This is a genomic window from Brevibacillus porteri (assembly GCF_003013475.1).
In the GTDB taxonomy this organism is placed as follows: Bacteria; Bacillota; Bacilli; order Brevibacillales; family Brevibacillaceae; genus Brevibacillus; species Brevibacillus porteri.
On sequence record NZ_PXZO01000001.1, the window covers coordinates 58,547 to 78,927 of the forward strand.

A 20,381-nucleotide genomic window follows, 5' to 3' on the forward strand; every position below is an offset into this window, starting at 1 on the left:
TAAACCACGGAGAACATGGAAAGCTCGTAGAGGAAACAGGAGAAAAAAGCGAAGATCTTTGGTACACCGACCGAGACGTAATGCAAAAAGCGAATCACGCTCTTAAGCGTCCACCTCTGAAATGCATCCTGAGTGGACCACTTTGGACGCGGTTTCGCTTTTTGCATGGAGGCGGGCATTGAATCCTTCAGCGGGTGGGACAAGAATCTGTGCGTTTTCTCCTGTTTCCTCCCCACCACTACAGCCACGCAGCGGGACTATGGTACAATCATTTTATAGAGGAAGGAGCGATTCCAAAATGACTCCCATTATTCATTCCCATCGATTGCGCGTCCGCTATGGCGAAACCGATCAGATGGGTGTGGTCTACCATACGAATTACTTGAACTGGTTTGAAGTAGGAAGAACAGAATTGATTCGCTATGCGGGGATCACCTATCGTGAGCTTGAGGAAAAAGGCGTACTTTTGCCTGTCACAGATGCGAACATCTCTTACAAACAGCCCGCCCGCTATGACGATGAGGTAGAAATACGGACACGTGTAAAAGAGATCAGTCCTGTCCGTCTCACTTTTTCTTACGAGATTGTTAGATGGCCTGACCAACAGCTGTTGGTGTCAGGAGAGACGATGCATGTATTTACCAACACAGCTTTGAGGCCGATTCGCTTGTCGCTAGCGGAGCCTGACATCTATGATTGGTTGGATTCCCAGCATAAAGGAGGGGAATAGGCATGTTCCGTTTTTTTGCCATTCTGTTTGTCGTCGCGTTTGGATTAGAGCTTTGGGGGCTTATTACCATTGGATCGTGGATCGGTGGTTGGAATACAGTCGTGCTGGTCATTCTCACGGGGATCTTGGGAGCTTGGCTAGCGAGGCAGCAGGGGATGCAAGTATTCCGGATGGTCCAACACCAGTTGGCGCGTGGGCAAATGCCTACGGATTCGCTCATCGATGGTGTTTTGATCTTGATCGGTGGCATTTTGCTTTTGTTGCCTGGATTCGTCACGGATGTGATTGGACTGGTCTTCCTCATTCCGTACACACGGATGATTATTCGTCATCTGTTGAAGCGCTGGTTGTGGAACCTCATCTCGTCTGGTCGTGTTCAATTGTTTTTTCGCCGCTAATACAGCTATTCCCAATAAAAAAGAACCGCTACGAGCTGTGTGACATGCTGCTCGCAAGCGGTTCTTTTTACATTGGGTCAGGTTTTCTTCCCACGGATGTAGCCCCATATATCTTCGAAGACGTTGGCTTTTACCAAAGCATTGATCATGACAAGTGAAACAGGTCCGATGATCAAGCCCAAGAATCCGAACAACTGGAGGCCGACAAACAGTGCGACCAGCGTGAGGAGAGGATCGAGCCCGACGTTCTCCGCAACGACTTTTGGCTCGATAATTTGCCGGAAAATCAAGACGACCCCGTACAAGATGGACAAGCCGATAACCATCGTGTAATTGCCTTTGAAAAACATGTAGATGATCCAAGGAACGAAGACGGTCCCGGTTCCAAGATAAGGCAAGAGATCGACCAAGCCCGTGATCAAGCCAATCGTAATTGCGTATTCGACACGCATGAACAACAGACCAATAATCACGATGGCAGCAGTTAAGGAGATGAGAGTCAGCTGCGCCTTGACGAATCCGAACAAGGCATTGCGCAAATCGATAAAAATCTGATCGAGACGGCTGTTTACCCCTTTTGGCAAAAGACGGCGAGCCCGCGCTTCCCAGAGAGCAAAATCTTTGGAGATAAAGAAGGCACCCATGATGGAAATGACGGAAACTGTTGCCATATTCGGGAGTGAGACAAGCAGGTTTTTCAATCCATCCAGGAATTTGACGATCAAGTCCTGTCCGACATTCGTGATAGTCGAGATCGCACTGCCTACCGTACTGGTAAGCTTATCCTTATAACTTGGATCGAGCTGATCGTAAAACCACTGAATCTGATTGTAAATGCCCATCAAGAAGTCTTGAGAAATCGTATTTTGCAAATAATGGGCTAGCTCCTGTGAAACGACTGGTAAACGTTTGGCCAGCTCTCCGATTTCCACGACCGTTTCCGTGATAATCAGTGTGACCACTCCGCCCGCGAGCAGCATCAAAACCAAGAGCGCGATAATGACAGAAAGCCAGCGTGGAATCCTGAACTTTCTAGTCATGAACGTAACTGGTTTGTTGATGACGAGCGCAATGATTAAAGCGATTATAAATGGGTACAGTAAGGGTGTTGCATGTTGGAATACCCAAATCCCTACATAGACAAGCAGGCAAACCCATAACAAGCGAATGATTTGAAAGAGGCGCTCTACCCAGTTTTCCTGATTCAAACGATTTCTCCTTTCCACCGCGAAAGTGCGAACAAATTACTGATGTCTCTATTATGCAGCATGCCTGATAGGTGGAGCAAGAATCGCGAAAAAACAAAACTCCGTTTCACCCTTCGAAACATTTTTTCGCCAACCTTATTCACAAAATCGCAATAATCTTTTATAATTGGGTCGTCTTAGTGGATTCTTTTCTCTCGCCTCTCCCCTTACACGAGCGTCATTTTCATGTACGACCTTGTGAGGATTTGCGTGGATACATTCCCTGTCAAGAGTGGTGGATGAAAGAAACCGCTGCTTACAATTGCATAGATAGGATGTTCAAAAAGAGTCGTCTTTTTTGAACGTGATCAGGTCGTTTATCAGTCATGGCGGACAAGCGAAGACTAGATAAGCACTACTACTTGAGTGGAAAAGGAGAGGGAGTTCTATGACAACTACTCGTGGACTTGAAGGCGTTGTTGCCGCTCAATCATCCATCTGTTCGATCGTCGATGGGGTTCTTTGCTATGGCGGGATCAACATCGATGAGCTGGCAGAACATGCAACTTTTGAAGAGGTTGTATATTTGCTCTGGCATGGAGCGTTACCGAAGCGTGATCAGCTAGACGCTTTGAAAAAACAATTGGGTGAAAATGCAGCAGTGGCCCAAGAAGTGCTGGAAAGCATTCGCCACTATCCAAAAGGCGTACACCCAATGGCGGCGTTGCGCACAGCTGTCTCTTCGCTAGCGCTCTACGACACAGAAGCGCAAGATATGTCTCCTGAAGCCAACTATCGGAAATCTATCCGTCTGATGGCACAAACTCCTACCTTGATCGCTGCTTACGAGCGTATGCGTAAAGGTCTGGAGCCAGTAGCTCCACGTGCAGATTTCACGATTGCACAAAACTTCCTCTACATGCTCACAGGCCAAGAGCCAACAGAAACGGCTGTTAAAGCATTTGATGTTGCTCTGATCCTGCATGCTGACCATGAGTTTAATGCATCTACATTCTCTGCTCGCGTATCTGTTGCGACTCTGACTGACATTTATTCCGGTATCGTGTCCGCAATCGGTACGCTCAAAGGCCCTCTGCATGGTGGCGCTAATGAAGCAGTAGCGAAAATGCTGAACGAAATCGGCGGAATGGCTAACGTAGAATCCTATATCCGCACCAAGCTGGATAACAAGGAAAAAATCATGGGCTTCGGACACCGTGTATACAAAGACGGTGACCCACGTGCGAAATGGCTGAAAGACATGTCCAAAGCACTGACCGCGCAAATCGGTCACCCTGAGCTGTATGAGATGTCTGTGAAGATCGATGAAATGATTTCCGGCGAAAAAGGCTTGAAGCCAAACGTTGACTTCTACTCCGCATCTGTTTACATCTCACTCGGTCTTGAAACAGACCTGTTCACCCCGATCTTTGCCATCAGCCGTATGTCCGGTTGGACGGCACACATCATGGAACAGTATGAAAATAATCGCCTGATCCGTCCTCGCGCGGATTACACCGGTCCGGTCAACCAACACTACGTTCCGATTGACCGCCGCTAAGAACTCGCTATTTTCGAGCGTGGAGGGCAGGTGGTCAGCCAGGCTGATCGCTCCTGAGCGCAAGCTTGAGAACTACCACAAGTGAGTGGTAGTTCTCCTACGTCTGGAAATATTCATAATCACCTAATATATATAACACTGGAGGGATTTTTTGTGTTTAAAAACCTGACGCAACCAACTGTAGGCGAAAAAATTACTGTGGATAACGGTAAATTGGTAGTTCCAAACAATCCGATCATTCCTTTCATCGAGGGTGACGGTACTGGCCCTGATATCTGGAAAGCTTCCGTTCGCGCTCTGGATGCAGCTGTAGAAAAAGCTTACAAAGGCGAGAAGAAAATCGCTTGGTTCGAAGTATTCGCAGGTGAAAAATCCTTCAACCAATACAACGAGTGGCTGCCAGAAGATACTCTGACTGCTGTTCGTGAATACCTGATCGCAATCAAAGGTCCTTTGACTACACCAGTAGGTGGCGGTATCCGTTCCATCAACGTAGCACTGCGTCAAGAGCTGGATCTGTATGCTTGCGTACGTCCTGTTCAATACTTCGATGGTGTTCCATCCCCAGTGAAACATCCTGAATTGACTGACATGGTAATCTTCCGCGAGAACACTGAAGACATCTACGCTGGCGTAGAGTGGGCTGAAGGTACTCCAGAAGTGAAAAAAGTAATCGACTTCCTGCAAAACGAAATGGGCGTGAAGAAAATCCGCTTCCCAGAAACTTCTGGTATCGGTATCAAGCCTGTTTCCAAAGATGGTACAGAGCGTCTGGTTCGTGCAGCGATCGACTACGCGATCGAAAACAAGCGCAAATCTGTTACCCTCGTGCACAAAGGCAACATCATGAAGTTCACGGAAGGTGCTTTCAAAAGCTGGGGATATGCACTGGCTGAAGCAGAATACGGCGACAAAGTGTTCACTTGGGCTCAATACGATCGCATCAAAGCTGAAGGCGGCGACGCTGACAAAGCACAAAAAGAAGCAGAAGCAGCTGGCAAAATCATCGTGAAAGATGTTATCGCTGACGCGTTCCTGCAACAAATCCTGACTCGTCCAGCTGAGTACGATGTAGTAGCAACACTCAACCTGAACGGTGACTATGTATCTGACGCACTGGCTGCACAAGTAGGCGGTATCGGTATCGCTCCAGGTGCAAACATCAACTACCTGACTGGCCATGCGATCTTCGAAGCAACTCATGGTACAGCTCCAAAATACGCTGGTTTGGATAAAGTAAACCCATCCTCCGTGATCCTGTCCGGAGAAATGATGCTGCGTCACCTGGGCTGGAACGAAGCAGCTGACCTGATCATCAACTCCATGGAAAAAACCATCTCCGCGAAAACAGTAACATACGATTTCGCTCGTTTGATGGAAGGCGCACAAGAACTGAAATGCTCCGAGTTTGCTGACGCTCTGATTCAAAACATGTAAGATAGATTTGGGTACAAATTTTTACACTTACATTTTTGGAGGGGAATAGTTCATGGCATTCAACCGTAAAAAAATCGCTGTTATCGGTAGTGGCTTCACTGGTGCAACAACTGCATTCATTTTGGGGCAAAAAGAGCTGGGCGACATAGTATTGGTTGACATTCCGCAACTGGAAAACCCAACAAAAGGTAAAGCACTCGACATGATGGAATCCTCACCAGTATTAGGCTTTGATGCAAGCATCACAGGTACTGCGAACTATGAAGACATCAAAGATGCTGATCTCGTCATCATCACAGCAGGTATTGCCCGCAAGCCTGGCATGTCCCGCGATGACCTGGTTAACACCAATGCTGGCATTATGAAATCTGTTGCAGAGCAAGTAAAAACATATGCACCTAACTCTATCGTGCTCGTACTGTCCAACCCAGTTGACGCGATGACGTACACCTTCTTCAAAACGTCCGGCTTTCCGAAAGAACGCGTAATCGGTCAATCCGGCGTTCTGGATACGGCTCGTTTCCGTACCTTCGTGGCTATGGAGTTGAACGTATCTGTAGAAGACGTAACAGGCTTCGTTTTGGGTGGTCACGGTGATGACATGGTTCCATTGGTTCGCTACTCTTATGCTGGTGGTATCCCATTGGAAAAATTAATCCCGAAAGACCGTCTGGATGCCATCGTAGAGCGTACCCGCAAGGGCGGCGGCGAGATTGTAAACCTTTTGGGGAACGGTTCCGCTTACTACGCACCTGCGGCTTCCTTGGTACAAATGGCTGAAGCCATCATCAAGGACAAAAAACGCATTCTGCCATCCATCGCTCTTCTGCAAGGAGAGTACGGCTACAATGATCTTTACCTGGGGGTACCGACTCTGCTCGGCGCAAACGGGATCGAGAAAATCATCGAATTGGATTTGACTGCCGAAGAGAAAGCAGCTCTCGACAAGTCTGCTGACTCTGTACGCAGCGTCATGGCTGTTTTGAAATAAGATCCATACATGTAAGACGCCTTTCTATGGGAAGGCGTCTTTTTTGCTTGATAAAGTGGCTCTAGTGGGGGAAGAAGCGAATTCCCAGTCTACGCTTCGGCCTACGCCCTGCAAAGGGGATTGACTGTCCGCTCCAGAGGCGCTTGGCCTGAAATTCGCTTCTTCTACGCAGCTTTTTCTTTATCTAAAAGTAGAATCTAAGAAGTGCCTTCAAAAGCTCCGCTGTGTTGACTTGCAAAACGTACTAAAAGCACGAAATACATCCACAGCTGTAGGAAAGCACTGTCACATGTTTGGAAGGAGACCGCCCGAACGAAGAGAGGATACAGGCGACTGGAAAACATGTGGCAGGGCTTCTCCCGAGCACTATAGCTGGAAGACAACTAAGATTTTTAAAGTAGATACCTTTACCTAAAAGCGGAATACTATTGCCAAGCAATAAGTTCTATATGCCCTTTCAGCATGTCTTTACAAAAAAATTACTTGTTTTCCGCAATGAGCCTTGGCAGACTGAGTATTGTAGAGAGAAGCATTTTTCAGGGGACGTAGGTTAGAAAATCGAGCGCAAGCATTGCAACGCTAGGGGGAAACAGACAGATGATTAAAGTATTGGTAGTGGATGACGAAGCTTCCATTGTAAAGCTATTGCAATTTAATCTTGAAAAATCAGGTTTTCAGGTCGTGACTGCTTTTGACGGTAAACAGGCCTTGGACATGGTCAAGAGCGAGCAGCCTGATTTTATCATTCTTGATTTGATGCTTCCCAAGATGGATGGAATGGATGTATGCAAAACCTTGCGCCAGGAACGCAATAATACCCCGATCTTGATGCTTACAGCGAAAGATGATGAGCTCGACAAGATTTTGGGGCTTGAGCTTGGTGCTGATGATTATTTGACAAAGCCTTTTAGCCCGAGAGAAGTAATTGCCCGCGTGAAGGCCATCCTGCGGCGGTTTCAGACCACACCAGAAGCGACTACAGCGCCTCAAGATGTGTTGCTCCAATTTGGGGATATTCGCATCTATCCGGAGAAATACGAAGTGTTTTGTAAAGACGTGAAGGTTGAGCTGACGCCAAAGGAATTCGAGCTGCTTAACTATTTAGCGAGCCACCAAGGGCGTGTACTGACGCGCGATCAATTGTTGAACGCTGTTTGGAACTATGATTTCATCGGGGATTCTCGAATTGTAGACGTGCATGTCAGTCATTTGCGCGAAAAGCTTGAGGATGACACGAAGAACCCGAAATACATCAAAACAGTTCGCGGATTAGGATACAAATTGGAAGGATAACGGAGGATTTACCTTGACTCGCTTTCGAATCAAACTCACTTTGACTATTTTGGGTTTAATCTCTCTCGTACTATTGGTGATGGGGATGTATTTTGCCAAAGTGCTGGAGAATTCCTACCTCCAATCACTGAATGAGCTATTGTCCCGCGAGTCGAAGCTCATCTCTCAGGCGGTCCGTTTCCCGAACGTCTTTACCGATAAAGCGACGTTAGCGGATCGGGTCACACAAGTAGCGCCAACGGATGAAGTGCGGATTACCATTATCGACAAGGATGGTCAGGTGATGTACGACAACTCCTCCCACTCAGAAGAGATGGAAAACCATCATGATCGACCGGAGATGATGGCAGCGTTAAAAGGAGAAACAGGGATTTCCCGCCGTTTCAGTGAGACGCTTGGCTATGACATGATGTACGTTGCAGTACCTGTTGAACTGAACAACGAAATATTCGGTGTTGTTCGTTCAGCGATGTCGATGAAAGATATTACCGATACGATCCACAAGATGTGGTACAGCTTGCTCACCGGTTTATTGGTTACTTTGGTAGTCGGATCGATTGTCGTTTCCCGCATTTCCTTTTCCATTATTCGTCCGATCGAGGAGATCACCCGGGTAGCCCGTAACATTACACAGCGCCAATACGAGAGCCGTGTGAGAATCAAAGCAAAGGATGAGATTGGTCAGCTTGCAGGAGCGATCAACTTCATGGCATCGAGCCTGGAGCAGCAGATGTACGAAATCTCGGAGAATCAGCAGCGCCTAGCAGGTGTGCTGACCAATATGACGAGTGGCGTGATCTTCATTTCTGAGCAACGTCGGATCATGCTAGTCAATCCCGCCGTTGAAAAGCTGTTGGGGACTGCTGGACATGAGATCGTAGGGAAGCTGCATATCGAGGCAGGCAAGAGCTTTGGGCTCAGCCAATACATCGACAGGTGTCTCGACAGAAGCGAGAAGTTCCGCCAAGAGGTACACATCTATTATCCGCAGGAACGCATCCTTGACGTGAATTTTGCTCCCTATATTAACTTCAAGGGGGAGTCGAGGGGTGTAGTCGTGGTGCTGCATGACATCACCGACATTCGCCGCTTGGAGAAGATGCGCAGTGATTTTGTGGCTAACGTATCGCATGAGCTACGCACGCCGATTACCTCGATCAAGGGCTTCACGGAGACCTTGCTTGAAGGGGCGATGCAGGACGAGGAAACATGTCGCAACTTCCTGCAAATCATCTCAGATGAGAGCGAGCGACTCTACCGGATGATCCGCGATATTTTAGACCTGTCCAAAATCGAGCAGAAGCGAATCCCCTTGCATCTGAGTCAGGTTCACTTGCAGGATTTGATCAGTTCGGCAGTTGCCATCATGCATGACCAGGCACAGCGCAAGGAATTGACGATTACACTCCCTTCACCGAAGCCAGATATTTGGCTCATGACGGATAAGGATTGCTTGCAGCAAATCATCTTGAATCTGTTGACGAATGCGATCGCCTATACGCCAGAAGGTGGGAAGATCAACGTTAAGACACAGGCAGACAGCGAATACATCACCATTCAAGTTATGGATACCGGGATCGGCATTCCGGAAAAGGATCTCACGCGTATCTTTGAGCGGTTTTATCGCGTAGACAAGGCGCGTAGCCGCGATTCAGGTGGAACAGGTTTGGGCCTCGCAATTGTGAAGCATCTCGTGGAAAATTTGCACGGACATATCAGTGTGGAGAGCAAGGAAGGAAGAGGGACAACCTTCTCAGTTACACTTCCCCTTACCTAAAAAGCTGCTGCAAAAACATTTACACAAACAAAATAGTAGCTTTACTTCTACAATACAATCGCCTTGTACCATTTGACATGTCAGACACTAGAAGGGGGAAGAGGGAAATGTCACGGCACGCTTTTGAAGAACAGCAGGATGTACTGCACCGCAAGCTCATGACGATGGGCACATTGGTGGAAGAAGCTATTCATAAATCCATTAAGAGTCTGGTTGAGCGGGATGCTGAACTGGCTGAACAGGTTATCGCAAGCGATCCTGTGATCAATGAGTTGGAGCAAGAAATACAGAGCGATTGCTTCCGTCTCATTGCATTGCAGCAGCCAGTCGGAGGTGACTTGCGACGCTTGGGAACCATGTTGAAGCTGGTGACGGATTTGGAGCGAATGGGTGATCATGCCGTTTCCATTGCGAAGACGACCCGACGCTTGATGGCGGACCCGTACGTGAAACCCCTCATCGACATTCCGATGATGGCTGATCACGTCAAGGCTATGGTGCGCGATTGCTTAAATGCGTATATTGCACGCAATAAAGAAGCGGCAGAAGAGATTGCCGCACGCGACGACATTGTTGATAAACTGTACTCCACGATTTTCCATGATCTGATTGAATTGATGACGAAAAACAGTCAGGCCATTTCGCAAGGAACGCATTTGCTCTTGGTCGCGCAATATTTGGAACGGATTGCCGATCATGTTACGAACATCTGCGAATGGATTATTTATATGTCGACTGGTAAAATGACGGATTTGAATAAATAATACCCGCATGACAAAAAGCCGCCGTGAGCTATGAATAATAGCTTGCAGCGGCTTTTTGTAGACAGACGCCTATTTCCCCTATTGTGCATACAATACATCGTTTCAACCGCAGCGAGAAGATGTACAGGAGGGAAAAGCAATGACGAACAAAGTGCGCCATATATATGCCGCAGGGAATACTGCGCGAGGATACAAGACATTTTATGACTCCGTATTGGAAGGCTTGGAGCGCGTTTATATTTTGACAGGGACAGTGGAAGGAATTACATCGCCACTGATCGAGTCGATTGGAAATCAAATGGCACGAAAAACAAACGAAGTGGAGTGGATTCATTCCCCTTTTGTGAACGGACAGTTTGATGGTGTCATTTTTCCTCACTATAAAGTAGCGATCATGGACGGGAGCTATCCGCGCATGTGGAGACCAGCTTCCCCTGGCGTAACAGAAATTCAAGTCAATTTGCAGGCGATGGTAGACGTTGATCAGCTCGTGGATGACAAAGACCGGATCGCCGCCTGGTACGAAGAGATTTTTAACAAGAGTGAAGAAGCTTATCTGGCTTTTGGCGAAGCACTGCGCATCCATGATGAGTGGGAAGCCCCTTACATTGAAAACCTGGACAGAGAAGAAGCCAATCGCGTCACGGAAGAAGTCATCGCGCTATTCTTCAGAGATGAGCAGCTAGAGAAGAAAGCAAAAGTTCGGCGTATGTACTTGGGGGCTGCCACTCCACAGGGACCAGTCGATCATATCATGAAGCTGACAGACCAATTGCAGAAACGTTACTTCATCAAGGGCAGACCAGGCTCTGGCAAGTCAACCATGCTGAAAAAGCTGGTGAAGGAAGCCCAGACACGGGGTTTTGATGTGGAAGTGTACCATTGTGGTTTGGACCCACACAGCCTCGATATGGTGATTGTACCTGAGAAGAGCCTCGCTATTTTTGACAGTACGGCTCCGCATGAGTATTTTCCTAGCAAAGAGACGGATGAGGTTATTGATATGTACGAACGCGCGATTACCCCAGGAACCGATGAGAAATATGAAGAAGAATTATTGGATATTAAGGTAAGATATAGCCAAAAAATAAAAGAAGCCACAGCCAATCTTGTCGCGGCCAAAGAGCTGCGTGACCAGTTAAACACCACGTATCAGGAAGCTGTTGACCAGCAGCGTTTAAAGGCTGTCTCGCAAGCTCTCGTAAGCAGACTGACAAAGATGGGCTAATGGTATTTAGATCGTAGAATGAAACCTGTTCGACTGCTCATACTACAATAACGGAAGATGATCGTTGTTGGAGAATGGAGGTGAGCAGCCGGATGGGTTTTGCTATGACGTTGGCTCTGTTACTGTTAATCAATCCCCTCGACCCGACGAATTTTTTGCAGATAGAGATGGAGGACAAGACGGTAGCTATTCTCAATCGTGCTGATTATTCTCTTCCCTTTGATGGTGTTCCTTTGGTTGATGAAAGCAAGCTTGCGCGAATGGTGGAAGAGGTGGCGAAAAAAGCCCACATCGAGCCCACCAATGCGACGATTAATAACGCCGGGGCCATTGTTCCAGAAACCAAGGGAAGAAGGTTAGATGACCTGGCATTTCGCGCACGCTTTTACGATTATTTTTACGGTACGGGAGCCGCTAGCATGATTGTTAGCTACAAAGAGGTATTCCCGAAGGTAGACAAGGCTCTCATGAGTCAGGTTCGGAAAAAAAGGATCGGACAGTATGCGACTTATTTCAATGCAGGCAACCGGAATCGTGTACACAACATCAAACTCGCCTCGCAGGCGATTAACAATTACGTCGTCTTGCCAGGAGAAATTTTTTCTTTTAATAAGGTAGTGGGCCAGCGTACAAAAGAAAAAGGGTATTTGCAGGCGCCTATTATTGTTAGAGGAGAGCTATCGGAAGGCATCGGGGGAGGAATCTGCCAAGTATCGTCTACTTTGTTCAATGCGGTAGACCAGGCAGGCTTGCACATTATGCAGCGTTATTCTCACAGTCGAAACGTAGCGTACGTACCTCCAGGCCGTGATGCAACCGTGAGCTGGTACGGCCCTGATTTTGTGTTTCAAAACAAATACGCCTATCCAGTCTTGATCCGGGCGATCGCGAGCAACGGAAGCATGTACGTGACGGTTCACTCTTTCCCAGAAATTGAGCATGAGCCACGAAATGTACCAAGCGTACGCCGCACGACCCCTGAGGAAGCACCGGATGCTCCATCTATTTTGCATGAAAATGGGCCGACAATTCCTTGAGGGTAAAGGGGGTGGCGGTTTTTCTTTTTTAGTACGAGGCTGTGGTGGGGAGAAGAATATTTCCAGTCTAGGCTCCAGGCTCCGTCCCTCGGGGATGTTTAGACTGGCCGCTCCGAAGGGATTTGCGGGGAAACGCAAAAGTGGTAGCCGCTTCGTAGCACAGGCACGTTGCGTTTCTGTTGCCCGCAAATCCCTTCTCCGCTCGGTAGGACTCCACAAGTCGCTACGTCTGGAAATATTCTTCTCTGTCGTAACTGATGAGGCTCTACCATCTTTTAAGTCATTAAAAAATCGGATCACATGGAAAGCTCGTAGAGGAAACAGGAGAAAAAAGCGAAGATCTTTGGTACACCGACCGAGACGGAATGCAAAAAGCGAAACACGCTCTTAAGCGTCCACCTCTGAAACACATCTTGAATGAACCACTTTGGACGCGGTTTCGCTTTTTGCATGGAGTCGGGCAGTGAATCCCCCAGTGGGTGGGACAAGAAGCTGAGGGTTTTCTCCTGTTTCCTCCTCGGCACTACAGCAACAACTAAAGATTCCTATATATGTGGCTGCGGTGGGGAGAAGAATATTTCCAGTATAGGCTCCAGGCTCCGTCCCTCGGGGATGTTTAGACTGGCCGCTCCGAAGGGATTTGCGGGGAAACGCAAAAGTGGTAGCCGCTTCGTAGCACAGGCACGTTGCGTTTCTTTTGCCCGCAAATCCCTTCTACGCTCGGTAGGACTCCACAAGTCGCTACGTCTGGAAATATTCTTCTCTGTCGTAACTGATGAGGCTCTACCATCTTTTAAGACATTAAAAAATCGGATCACATGGAAAGCTCGTAGAGGAAACAGGAGAAAAAAGCGAAGATCTTTGGTACACCGACCGAGACGGAATGCAAAAAGTGAAACACGCTCTTAAGCGTCCACCTCTGAAACACATCTTGAATGAACCACTTTGGACGCGGTTTCGCTTTTTGCATGGAGTCGGGCAGTGAATCCCCCAGTGGGTGGGACAAGAAGCTGGAGCGTTTTCTCCTGTTTCCGCCCCACCACGACAGCCCGCCCAACGTATGCTTTAAAAAGGTTACCTAATTAAAGTTTAACCTAAAGAAATAGTTGCCACGGATAGAAAAACATCGTATAGTTTTCATGTGATAAATTTCGTGTACGAAATATTACTTAAGAAAGGAGTGCGCTATGAATAAATCACTGCATATTCGGGACTTGTTAAAACGGTTGAACAAGACATTTGGAACAATGGCCACAAAAGAACTGTCCCAATATGGTGTGACTGTCCCGCAGCTAATGGTCATTCGAGAAATACACCCTGATCCCAAAACGATCGGTCAGATAAGCAAAGCCGTAGACTTATCGTACAGCACCGTTTCTGGCATCATAGATCGTTTGGAACGAGAACAACTCGTAGAACGCGTACGTGATGAGAATGACCGGCGTGTTGTCTGGATTCGTAAAACACCGAAGATTTCGGAGCTGTTCGCAAAGGTTGATTTTTTCTCAGAGAACTTTTACAAGCGTATTTTCCATGGATTTTCCGATGAGGATTTAGACATCATTATTCAGTCGATGGAAACATTGATTGCGAAACTAGAAGAACGAGAAAGTTGAGGAGAAACCATGAAGCGAAAACTGGTTTTGTATGTCATTTTGCTCCTGTTCGTGGCAGGTGGTGGAGGAATCGGTTACTACTATTGGTATCAAGGTGCACATTATGTGACCACACAAGATGCTCGGATTGCGGGAGACATTTATCGCGTCATGCCCAAAATGACAGGCAAACTGACCGGACTCGCTGTCAAAGAAGGCGACACCGTTATAGCGGACCAAATCGTAGGGCAGCAAGATACAACTAACGTAGCAACGACGATGTTGGAAAACAGTGTGTTGCGTTCTCCCATTACAGGTACCGTGATTAAAACGCAAGCAAAAGAGGGAGAGATTGTTTCGACAGGGCAATCGGTAGCTCTCGTGATGGACGAAAACAAATTGTACATCTCCGCCAATTTGGAAGAGACTGAGATCGAACGGTTGAAACTCGGCCAAAAAGTCGATTTTACGATTGACGCTTACCCAGGTAAGAAATTGGGCGGTCATTTGATGGAGATCGGAAAGGCGACGAATTCTACATTTTCCTTGATGCCAGCGACCAACACGAGCGGGAACTTCACCAAAGTAACCCAGCGTATCCCGATCAAAATCGCTATAGATGACACAGCAGGTCTGGACCTCGTGGCCGGATTGAATGCCGAGATCAAAGTGCACGTGAAGGAGATGTAATCAAGCATGAAAAAGACAGCACAATGGAAAACAATCGCTACAGTCATGGCGGCCGTTTCTATTATTACGGCGGGCTGTAGCGAGACATCTTCTGCATCGCAAACGAGCGAGAGCGTCCCTGTCGTGAAGACGTGGAAGGTGACCTCTGCCTCTACGGGTGTCATCGCCAACGGTAAGGTGGCAGCATCTGAAGAGATCCAAGTCGTTTCTAAAGTATCTGGAAAAGCAGCGAGCGTGAAAGTAAAAGAAGGTGCAGTCGTCAAGCAGGGCGATGTACTGGTCACGCTGGAGGCAGCTGATTATCAGCAGCAGATCAATCAGGCACAAGCAGCCATTGCAGGCGCTCAGGCAAAGCTGAGAGATACGAAAGCAGGCGCGCGCAATGAGCAGCTGACACAGCTTGGGAGTATTGTCACCCAGGCAGAAGCCAGCCTGAAGGTGGTCGAGAGCAACTACAATCGGATGAAAGTACTTTTTGATGCAGGCGCATTGTCCCAGGCTGAGCTGGAGAAATCTTCGCTGGAATTGGAAAAGGCGCGTACAGGTCTTGAACAAGCGCAAGCTCAATACGATCTGGCAAAAGCAGGCCCAACTGCCGACACGGTAGCGGCTCTGCAAGCAGAAGTAAGCCGTTTGGGCTCCAATCTGGAGCTGGCGAAAAGCAATTATGACAATACCATTATTCGTGCGCCAATCACAGGTATCGTCGCCAAGCGCTCGGTTGACCCGGGAGAAATGGCAGCGGCGGGGACACCTCTCATGGTGCTAGTGAATATGGCAGATGTCAAAGTAGAAGCAAGCGTACCGGAAAACCAAATCAACCAAGTGAAGGTAGGCTCTACTGTTGATGTGAAGGTAGGCAGTCTGGGGGGAAAAGTGCTGAAAGGTACCGTTGAGTTTGTCTCTCCGATTTCGGATACCAACAGCAGTTCTTTCCCAGTCAAAGTGAAGGTAAATAATCAGGACGGCTTGCTGCGCGCAGGTATGGTAGCAGAAGTCATGCTCCAAGGTCAGGCAACGCCAGGAACAAAATTACCGACGTCAGCTGTACTGGAGAAGGACAGCAAGCATTACATCTATACCGTAAGCGACAACGTTTTACACCAGGTAGAAGTTGCGGTAGAGAACGCAAGCGGCGACTGGACAACTGTCACGAATGGCGTCAAAGACAATGATCAAATTGTACTGAACCCGACAGACAAACTGTCCGAGGGCAGCAAGGTGATCGCAAACTAACGGGGGTGTTGACACATGGCGGAAGCGGTGGCACACCGGGAGGAGACAAGCGGGAACAGCGGCATGTGGCTGTCTCTTGTCGCCATCCTCTCAGGAACCTTCGTTGCGATTCTGAACAATAGCTTGATTAACGTTGCCCTGCCTGCCATGGTCAATATTTTTGGTTCGACTACCGAGACCATGCAGTGGGTATTGACCGGATATATGCTGGCAAACGCCGTCATGATTCCGATGAGCGGCTCGTTGTCTGCCAAATTCGGGGCGAAAAAAATATTTGTACTCTCCTTATCCGCGTTTACATTTTCGTCCATCCTTTGTGCCTTGGCGTGGAGTGACTCTTCGCTGATTGCTTTTCGCGTCGTGCAAGGTGTCAGTGGGGGGATGATCATGCCTATCGGGATGTCGATGATTTACATGATCGTTCCGCGTGAAAAGATCGGAATGGCATTGGGGATATTCGGGATTGCTTCCATGACAGCCCCTGCGCTGGGCCCGACATTGGGTGGATATCTCATCGAATTTTTAAGCTGGCAATTTCTTTTTCTGGTCGGTGTACCCTTTGGTATTTTTGCGGTGATCATGAGTATTGTTCTGCTCAAGGAAACGCCGAAAAAGCCAGAGTTAAAGTTCGACTTTTTGGGAGCATTTCTTGCCATCGTCGGTTTCGGGACGCTGCTGCTCGCCTTCAGTAAAGGGCAAGCAGAGGGCTGGACCTCCTTTTTCATCGTCAGTCTGTTTTTCGTTGCCGTGATGAGCTTGATCCTGTTTGTTTGGGTAGAGCTGGGGAAAGAAAGTCCGCTGCTCGATTTGCGGCTTTTGAAGATTCCTACCTTCACCATCAGTATTTTGACTTCGGGCTTCGTCATGATGGGGATGATGGGCGGTATCTTCCTGATGCCGATTTTCCTCCAGAACATTCAGGGATTGACGGCCATGGAGTCTGGAATTCTGCTGATGCCGCAATCGATTGCCATGGCGATCATGATGCCAATCAGCGGAAAGCTGATGGATAAATACGGAATCGGACCGATTGGGTTGATCGGCTTGACCATCATGAGCATCACGACGTACGAACTGCACACTCTATCTGCTGACAGCATGCATTCGTGGATCGATATGATCTTGACCATTCGCGGGATTGGAATCGGATTGTGCATGATGACGCTGTCTACCGTAGGGATGAACGCCGTTCCACGTGCAAGTGTGGGAGATGCCTCTCCGCTGTCCAACGTATTGCGCCAAGTCATGAGTTCGTTTGCCATTGCGATTTTGACAGTCATCATGCAGGCGCGTCAAAATTTCCATATGGCCTCAATCTCTGACAACTTGAATACGGATATGGCGATGCAGTTTATCAGTGGCATTTCAGGAATGTATGCACAAGTAGGGGTAGATGCGGCGAGTGCGACAGGGGGAGCCAGCGCGATTTTGTACGGAATGATGGCAAAAGAATCGTTGGTCCAAGGCATCGGGGATACTTTCCTCGTCTCCGTTATCCCTATTGTCCTCTCGATTCCACTTCTGTACTTCCTGCATAAAAAGCCGAAAAAAACGCAACAGGTGCCAGCAACCGAAAAGGCAACAGCCTAATAGCAAGGGGCAATTCCGCAAGTCTTATCGAAGACTTCTTTGGAATTGCCCCTTTTGCCTGTTAGGACATCATTTTAAATAACCAGTACAAAATCCGTCCTACGATGTAGCCAAGAAGAACTGTCCAGCCAATCTTCGCCCAAATACTCAGTCCCTTGACGAATTCACGCAAGCTTTTTCGGTTCTCCGGTTGCTTGTTCAATGGAGGACACTCCTTTAGCAGGTTGATTAAAACGAATGAACACATAAATGCCGGCGATAATGATCAAGCCGCCGATCCATTGCGGAGGCGTTACCACTTCACCCAAGATGAAGTAAGCGAGAATCGCAGTCCCGATCGGTTCTCCCAAAATTCCCATGGATATCGTCGTCGTATTGAGCCATTTAATGATCCAGTTAAAAATAGAATGTCCAAGCAAGGTCGGGAACAGGGCGAGACAGAAGAACCAGCCCCAATCCGCCGCAGGGTAACCGACGAGCGAATACCCGAGAGCCAGATCATAGGCGACCAGAATCACGCTGGTGGCTGTATAGACGACGAGTGTGTAGGCAAAGGAGGACATATGCTGGCGAACGTACTGCCCAACCAGCCAGTAGCCCGTCACAGTGACAGCTCCCATCAATGCGAGGAAATCACCCCACAGAGCCATGCCGCCTACTTGAAAGTCTCCCCAGCCAATCACAAAGCTTCCCGCAATCGCCAGCAAGCCGCCGGATAGAGCCAGAAATCGAACTTTTTCACCAAAAAAGAAATAACCGCAGATGAATGCAAATAATGGCTGCAAGGTAACGAGCACAGTAGAACTGGCTACAGACGTGTAGTTCAGCGATTCAAACCACAACAGAAAGTGGCTTGCCAAAAAGGCCCCGGATAAAATACAGAGTAGCCACACTTTTTTGGACATTTTTCCAATCTCTGCGATGGCGCCACGATTCCAGAATAAAAAAGGAAGTGTTAAGAGAACAGAAAAAATCAGGCGATACGTAGCGATAATCGGAGCAGGCGCATCCGATAGCTTTACAAAGATCGCAGAAGAGGAAATGGCGATCACCCCGATTAAGAGAGCCAAATACGGGGGGAATAACGGTTTTTCCAAAGATTGATTCATCAGTACACCTTCTTATGCGGGTAAGGTCATGGTTCATTATTGTAATTGTACAGTTGGATTAAAAAATTCACAATGTTATGTGTACCTCGCCGTTTGAAAGGTTTCTTTTCAATCCGGTTATCCTACTGGCATGAGAAACTTACAGGCTATTTTCCGTATCGCTGCTTTCATACTTATCCTCATCTGTATCCCGACGGGAAGCGAGGCATTGCCGCTCACCCCCTTTCACATTTTGATTGATGTAGGTCATGGGGGTGTAGACTCGGGAACTTCTTATGGGGATTTGTACGAAAAAGACATCAACCTGCAAATTGCCAAGCAACTATACCAACAGTTGACAGCAACGGGATACATCGTTGCTTTGAATCGGCACAAGGATGTTGCACTAAGCGATGACAATCGTTGGTTGGACAATCGATCCCGGCATATACGTGACCTTGCACAGCGCAAAAATTTGGCAAAAGAAATCGGTCCGCAGATGATGCTCAGCTTGCATGTAAACTGGTCGCCCAGTCCTCGGCGCAGGGGCGCGATTATTTTGCATCAAAACACAGAAGAAAGCTATCTGTTGGCAGAGCTACTGCAAAACTCGCTGAACAAGCTCACAGGAACAAACGAAAAGCCAGTCAAGGGCAAGATGTACTACATGCTCCGTCATAACTACTGTCCGTCTGTCATCGTGGAGATGGGTTTTATCAGCAATGCGCATGACCGCGAAATGTTAACGAATCCCAAAGCACAAGAAAAAATCGCTCAGGCCATTACAGAAGCCGTGAGCGAGTACGTAAAGCTGTCGGGAAATCTGAAAACGGAGGCTCGTGTGAAGGAGAGCTGGTGGCGAAAATTAATGAGCAGTTTGCTGGATAAGCTTTGAAATGGTTACAAATTCGGCCTCCTTCTGAATTCGCGGGATATACTGGCGCAGAACGGAGGCTGTTTTCTTGCCAGGAGGCCCAACATGGCCTATCGCGATACATAGGGGATGGTTGTGGATTCGTTTGCAGACGAGCTCCATTTGCTTCGTAATATGTGGGACGGAGTACACGTCATCGAGAAAAATTTGATTCACTGCATGGGGCACGCCCATTTCAGCCGCGATTTTCGCCGCCACGCTTTTATCAGTGGTCTTGCTATCCAGGTAAATGAGCCCACGCTCCTTGACGACCTTCATGATGATACGCATGATTCTCTCGTCAGCGGTTATTTTTGACCCCATATGGTTGTTCATGCCAATCGCATGTGGGACATCGTCAATCGCTTTTTCCACGCGGCTGCGAATCTCATCGTCGGACAGATCAGCCGTAATGGCTCCAGGACCGAGCCAGGAGCGTTTTCCTTTCATCGGTTCCATCGGCATGTGAACGAGTACATCATGTCCTTTTTGATGGGCGAGCTCGGCATCCTGCTTGGTGCTTGGCAGAAACGGCATGACAGCAACAGTGAGAGGGACTGGCATTGATAATATTTCATCCGTCCCTTGCATGTTGTTCCCGAAGTCATCAATGACAAATGCCATCAGCTTTTTGCCTGCGGGCTCGGCATCTGCATGTGGGGTCGCTGTTGCTGGTATTGACCCGAAGGAAAGAAATAGCGTGAGCAAGAGCGGAATCAATTTCCTCGCATTCATAGGATCACCTTCCTTGTCCAATTTTTTTCATAGTCTGTTCAATCACCTTGTTCTTTACCCGCCATATCTACGGCTTGGCTTTGATGTTTGCCCTATGTTACGATTAAAGATAGTAGTTTTGTAACGAGAGG

Annotated in this window: 19 protein-coding genes; 15 read left to right on the plus strand and 4 right to left on the minus strand. The window is 48.0% G+C overall.

Annotated features, from left to right (window positions below):
- Positions 1-298: 298 nt before the first annotated feature.
- Positions 299-730, plus strand: a complete 432-nt coding sequence (locus tag C7R92_RS00260) for an acyl-CoA thioesterase (RefSeq protein ID WP_106832812.1) — start codon at positions 299-301, stop codon at positions 728-730.
- A gap of 2 nt (positions 731-732) precedes the next feature.
- On the plus strand, positions 733-1,128 hold the full coding sequence (locus C7R92_RS00265) for an FxsA family protein (RefSeq protein ID WP_069846055.1): 396 nt from the start codon (positions 733-735) through the stop codon (positions 1,126-1,128).
- 77 nt (positions 1,129-1,205) lie between these two features.
- Here the strand turns inward: C7R92_RS00265 and ytvI are convergent, their stop codons facing one another.
- Positions 1,206-2,336: a sporulation integral membrane protein YtvI gene (ytvI, locus tag C7R92_RS00270; protein WP_106832813.1), complete on the minus strand. Its 1,131-nt coding sequence runs from the start codon at positions 2,334-2,336 to the stop codon at positions 1,206-1,208.
- A gap of 427 nt (positions 2,337-2,763) precedes the next feature.
- Between ytvI and citZ the strand changes: the two genes are divergently transcribed.
- The 12 genes from citZ to C7R92_RS00335 all read left to right on the plus strand — a co-directional run bounded on the left by citZ (position 2,764) and on the right by C7R92_RS00335 (position 17,514).
- Positions 2,764-3,876 (plus strand): citrate synthase, encoded by a 1,113-nt coding sequence (gene citZ / locus C7R92_RS00275; protein WP_106832814.1) that lies wholly within the window; start codon positions 2,764-2,766, stop codon positions 3,874-3,876.
- A gap of 153 nt (positions 3,877-4,029) precedes the next feature.
- Positions 4,030-5,313, plus strand: coding sequence for an NADP-dependent isocitrate dehydrogenase (gene icd / locus C7R92_RS00280; RefSeq protein WP_017250757.1), 1,284 nt, complete (start codon positions 4,030-4,032; stop codon positions 5,311-5,313).
- 52 nt (positions 5,314-5,365) lie between these two features.
- Positions 5,366-6,304: a malate dehydrogenase gene (mdh, locus tag C7R92_RS00285; protein ID WP_017250758.1), complete on the plus strand. Its 939-nt coding sequence runs from the start codon at positions 5,366-5,368 to the stop codon at positions 6,302-6,304.
- Positions 6,305-6,901: 597 nt separating this feature from the next.
- On the plus strand, positions 6,902-7,597 hold the full coding sequence (locus C7R92_RS00290; protein ID WP_017250759.1) for a response regulator transcription factor: 696 nt from the start codon (positions 6,902-6,904) through the stop codon (positions 7,595-7,597).
- A 13-nt stretch (positions 7,598-7,610) separates the two neighbouring features.
- A complete protein-coding gene (gene pnpS / locus C7R92_RS00295; RefSeq protein WP_106832815.1) occupies positions 7,611-9,374 on the plus strand; it encodes a two-component system histidine kinase PnpS in 1,764 nt (587 codons plus the stop codon).
- A 107-nt stretch (positions 9,375-9,481) separates the two neighbouring features.
- Positions 9,482-10,138 (plus strand): phosphate signaling complex protein PhoU, encoded by a 657-nt coding sequence (gene phoU, locus C7R92_RS00300; RefSeq protein ID WP_007725330.1) that lies wholly within the window; start codon positions 9,482-9,484, stop codon positions 10,136-10,138.
- A gap of 139 nt (positions 10,139-10,277) precedes the next feature.
- A complete protein-coding gene (locus C7R92_RS00305; RefSeq protein ID WP_069846047.1) occupies positions 10,278-11,366 on the plus strand; it encodes a PRK06851 family protein in 1,089 nt (362 codons plus the stop codon).
- 92 nt (positions 11,367-11,458) lie between these two features.
- Complete coding sequence (locus tag C7R92_RS00310; RefSeq protein ID WP_106832816.1) at positions 11,459-12,403, plus strand: VanW family protein; 945 nt, start codon at positions 11,459-11,461, stop codon at positions 12,401-12,403.
- Between the two features lie 1,187 nt (positions 12,404-13,590).
- Positions 13,591-14,019, plus strand: a complete 429-nt coding sequence (locus C7R92_RS00320; protein ID WP_012685124.1) for a MarR family winged helix-turn-helix transcriptional regulator — start codon at positions 13,591-13,593, stop codon at positions 14,017-14,019.
- Between the two features lie 9 nt (positions 14,020-14,028).
- The gene (locus C7R92_RS00325) at positions 14,029-14,688 is read left to right on the plus strand and encodes an HlyD family secretion protein (protein WP_069846040.1); all 660 of its coding nucleotides are present in this window, start codon (positions 14,029-14,031) and stop codon (positions 14,686-14,688) included.
- A gap of 6 nt (positions 14,689-14,694) precedes the next feature.
- Positions 14,695-15,924, plus strand: coding sequence for an efflux RND transporter periplasmic adaptor subunit (locus C7R92_RS00330; RefSeq protein WP_106832817.1), 1,230 nt, complete (start codon positions 14,695-14,697; stop codon positions 15,922-15,924).
- 15 nt (positions 15,925-15,939) lie between these two features.
- On the plus strand, positions 15,940-17,514 hold the full coding sequence (locus C7R92_RS00335; RefSeq protein ID WP_106832818.1) for a DHA2 family efflux MFS transporter permease subunit: 1,575 nt from the start codon (positions 15,940-15,942) through the stop codon (positions 17,512-17,514).
- Between the two features lie 61 nt (positions 17,515-17,575).
- On the opposite strand, the gene C7R92_RS31940 is transcribed toward C7R92_RS00335, so the two are convergent.
- Together C7R92_RS31940 and C7R92_RS00340 are read right to left on the minus strand one after the other, a co-directional pair.
- A complete protein-coding gene (locus C7R92_RS31940; protein ID WP_158265714.1) occupies positions 17,576-17,716 on the minus strand; it encodes a hypothetical protein in 141 nt (46 codons plus the stop codon).
- Complete coding sequence (locus C7R92_RS00340; RefSeq protein ID WP_106832819.1) at positions 17,679-18,623, minus strand: DMT family transporter; 945 nt, start codon at positions 18,621-18,623, stop codon at positions 17,679-17,681. The genes C7R92_RS31940 and C7R92_RS00340 overlap by 38 nt, the downstream gene beginning before the upstream one ends.
- Before the next feature lie 130 nt (positions 18,624-18,753).
- On the opposite strand from C7R92_RS00340, the gene C7R92_RS00345 reads away from it, so the two are divergent.
- Positions 18,754-19,497 (plus strand): N-acetylmuramoyl-L-alanine amidase family protein, encoded by a 744-nt coding sequence (locus C7R92_RS00345; RefSeq protein ID WP_106832820.1) that lies wholly within the window; start codon positions 18,754-18,756, stop codon positions 19,495-19,497.
- Here C7R92_RS00345 and C7R92_RS00350 read toward each other — a convergent pair.
- The gene (locus tag C7R92_RS00350; protein WP_106832821.1) at positions 19,468-20,250 is read right to left on the minus strand and encodes a divergent polysaccharide deacetylase family protein; all 783 of its coding nucleotides are present in this window, start codon (positions 20,248-20,250) and stop codon (positions 19,468-19,470) included. The genes C7R92_RS00345 and C7R92_RS00350 overlap by 30 nt on opposite strands.
- Positions 20,251-20,381 lie beyond the last annotated feature (131 nt).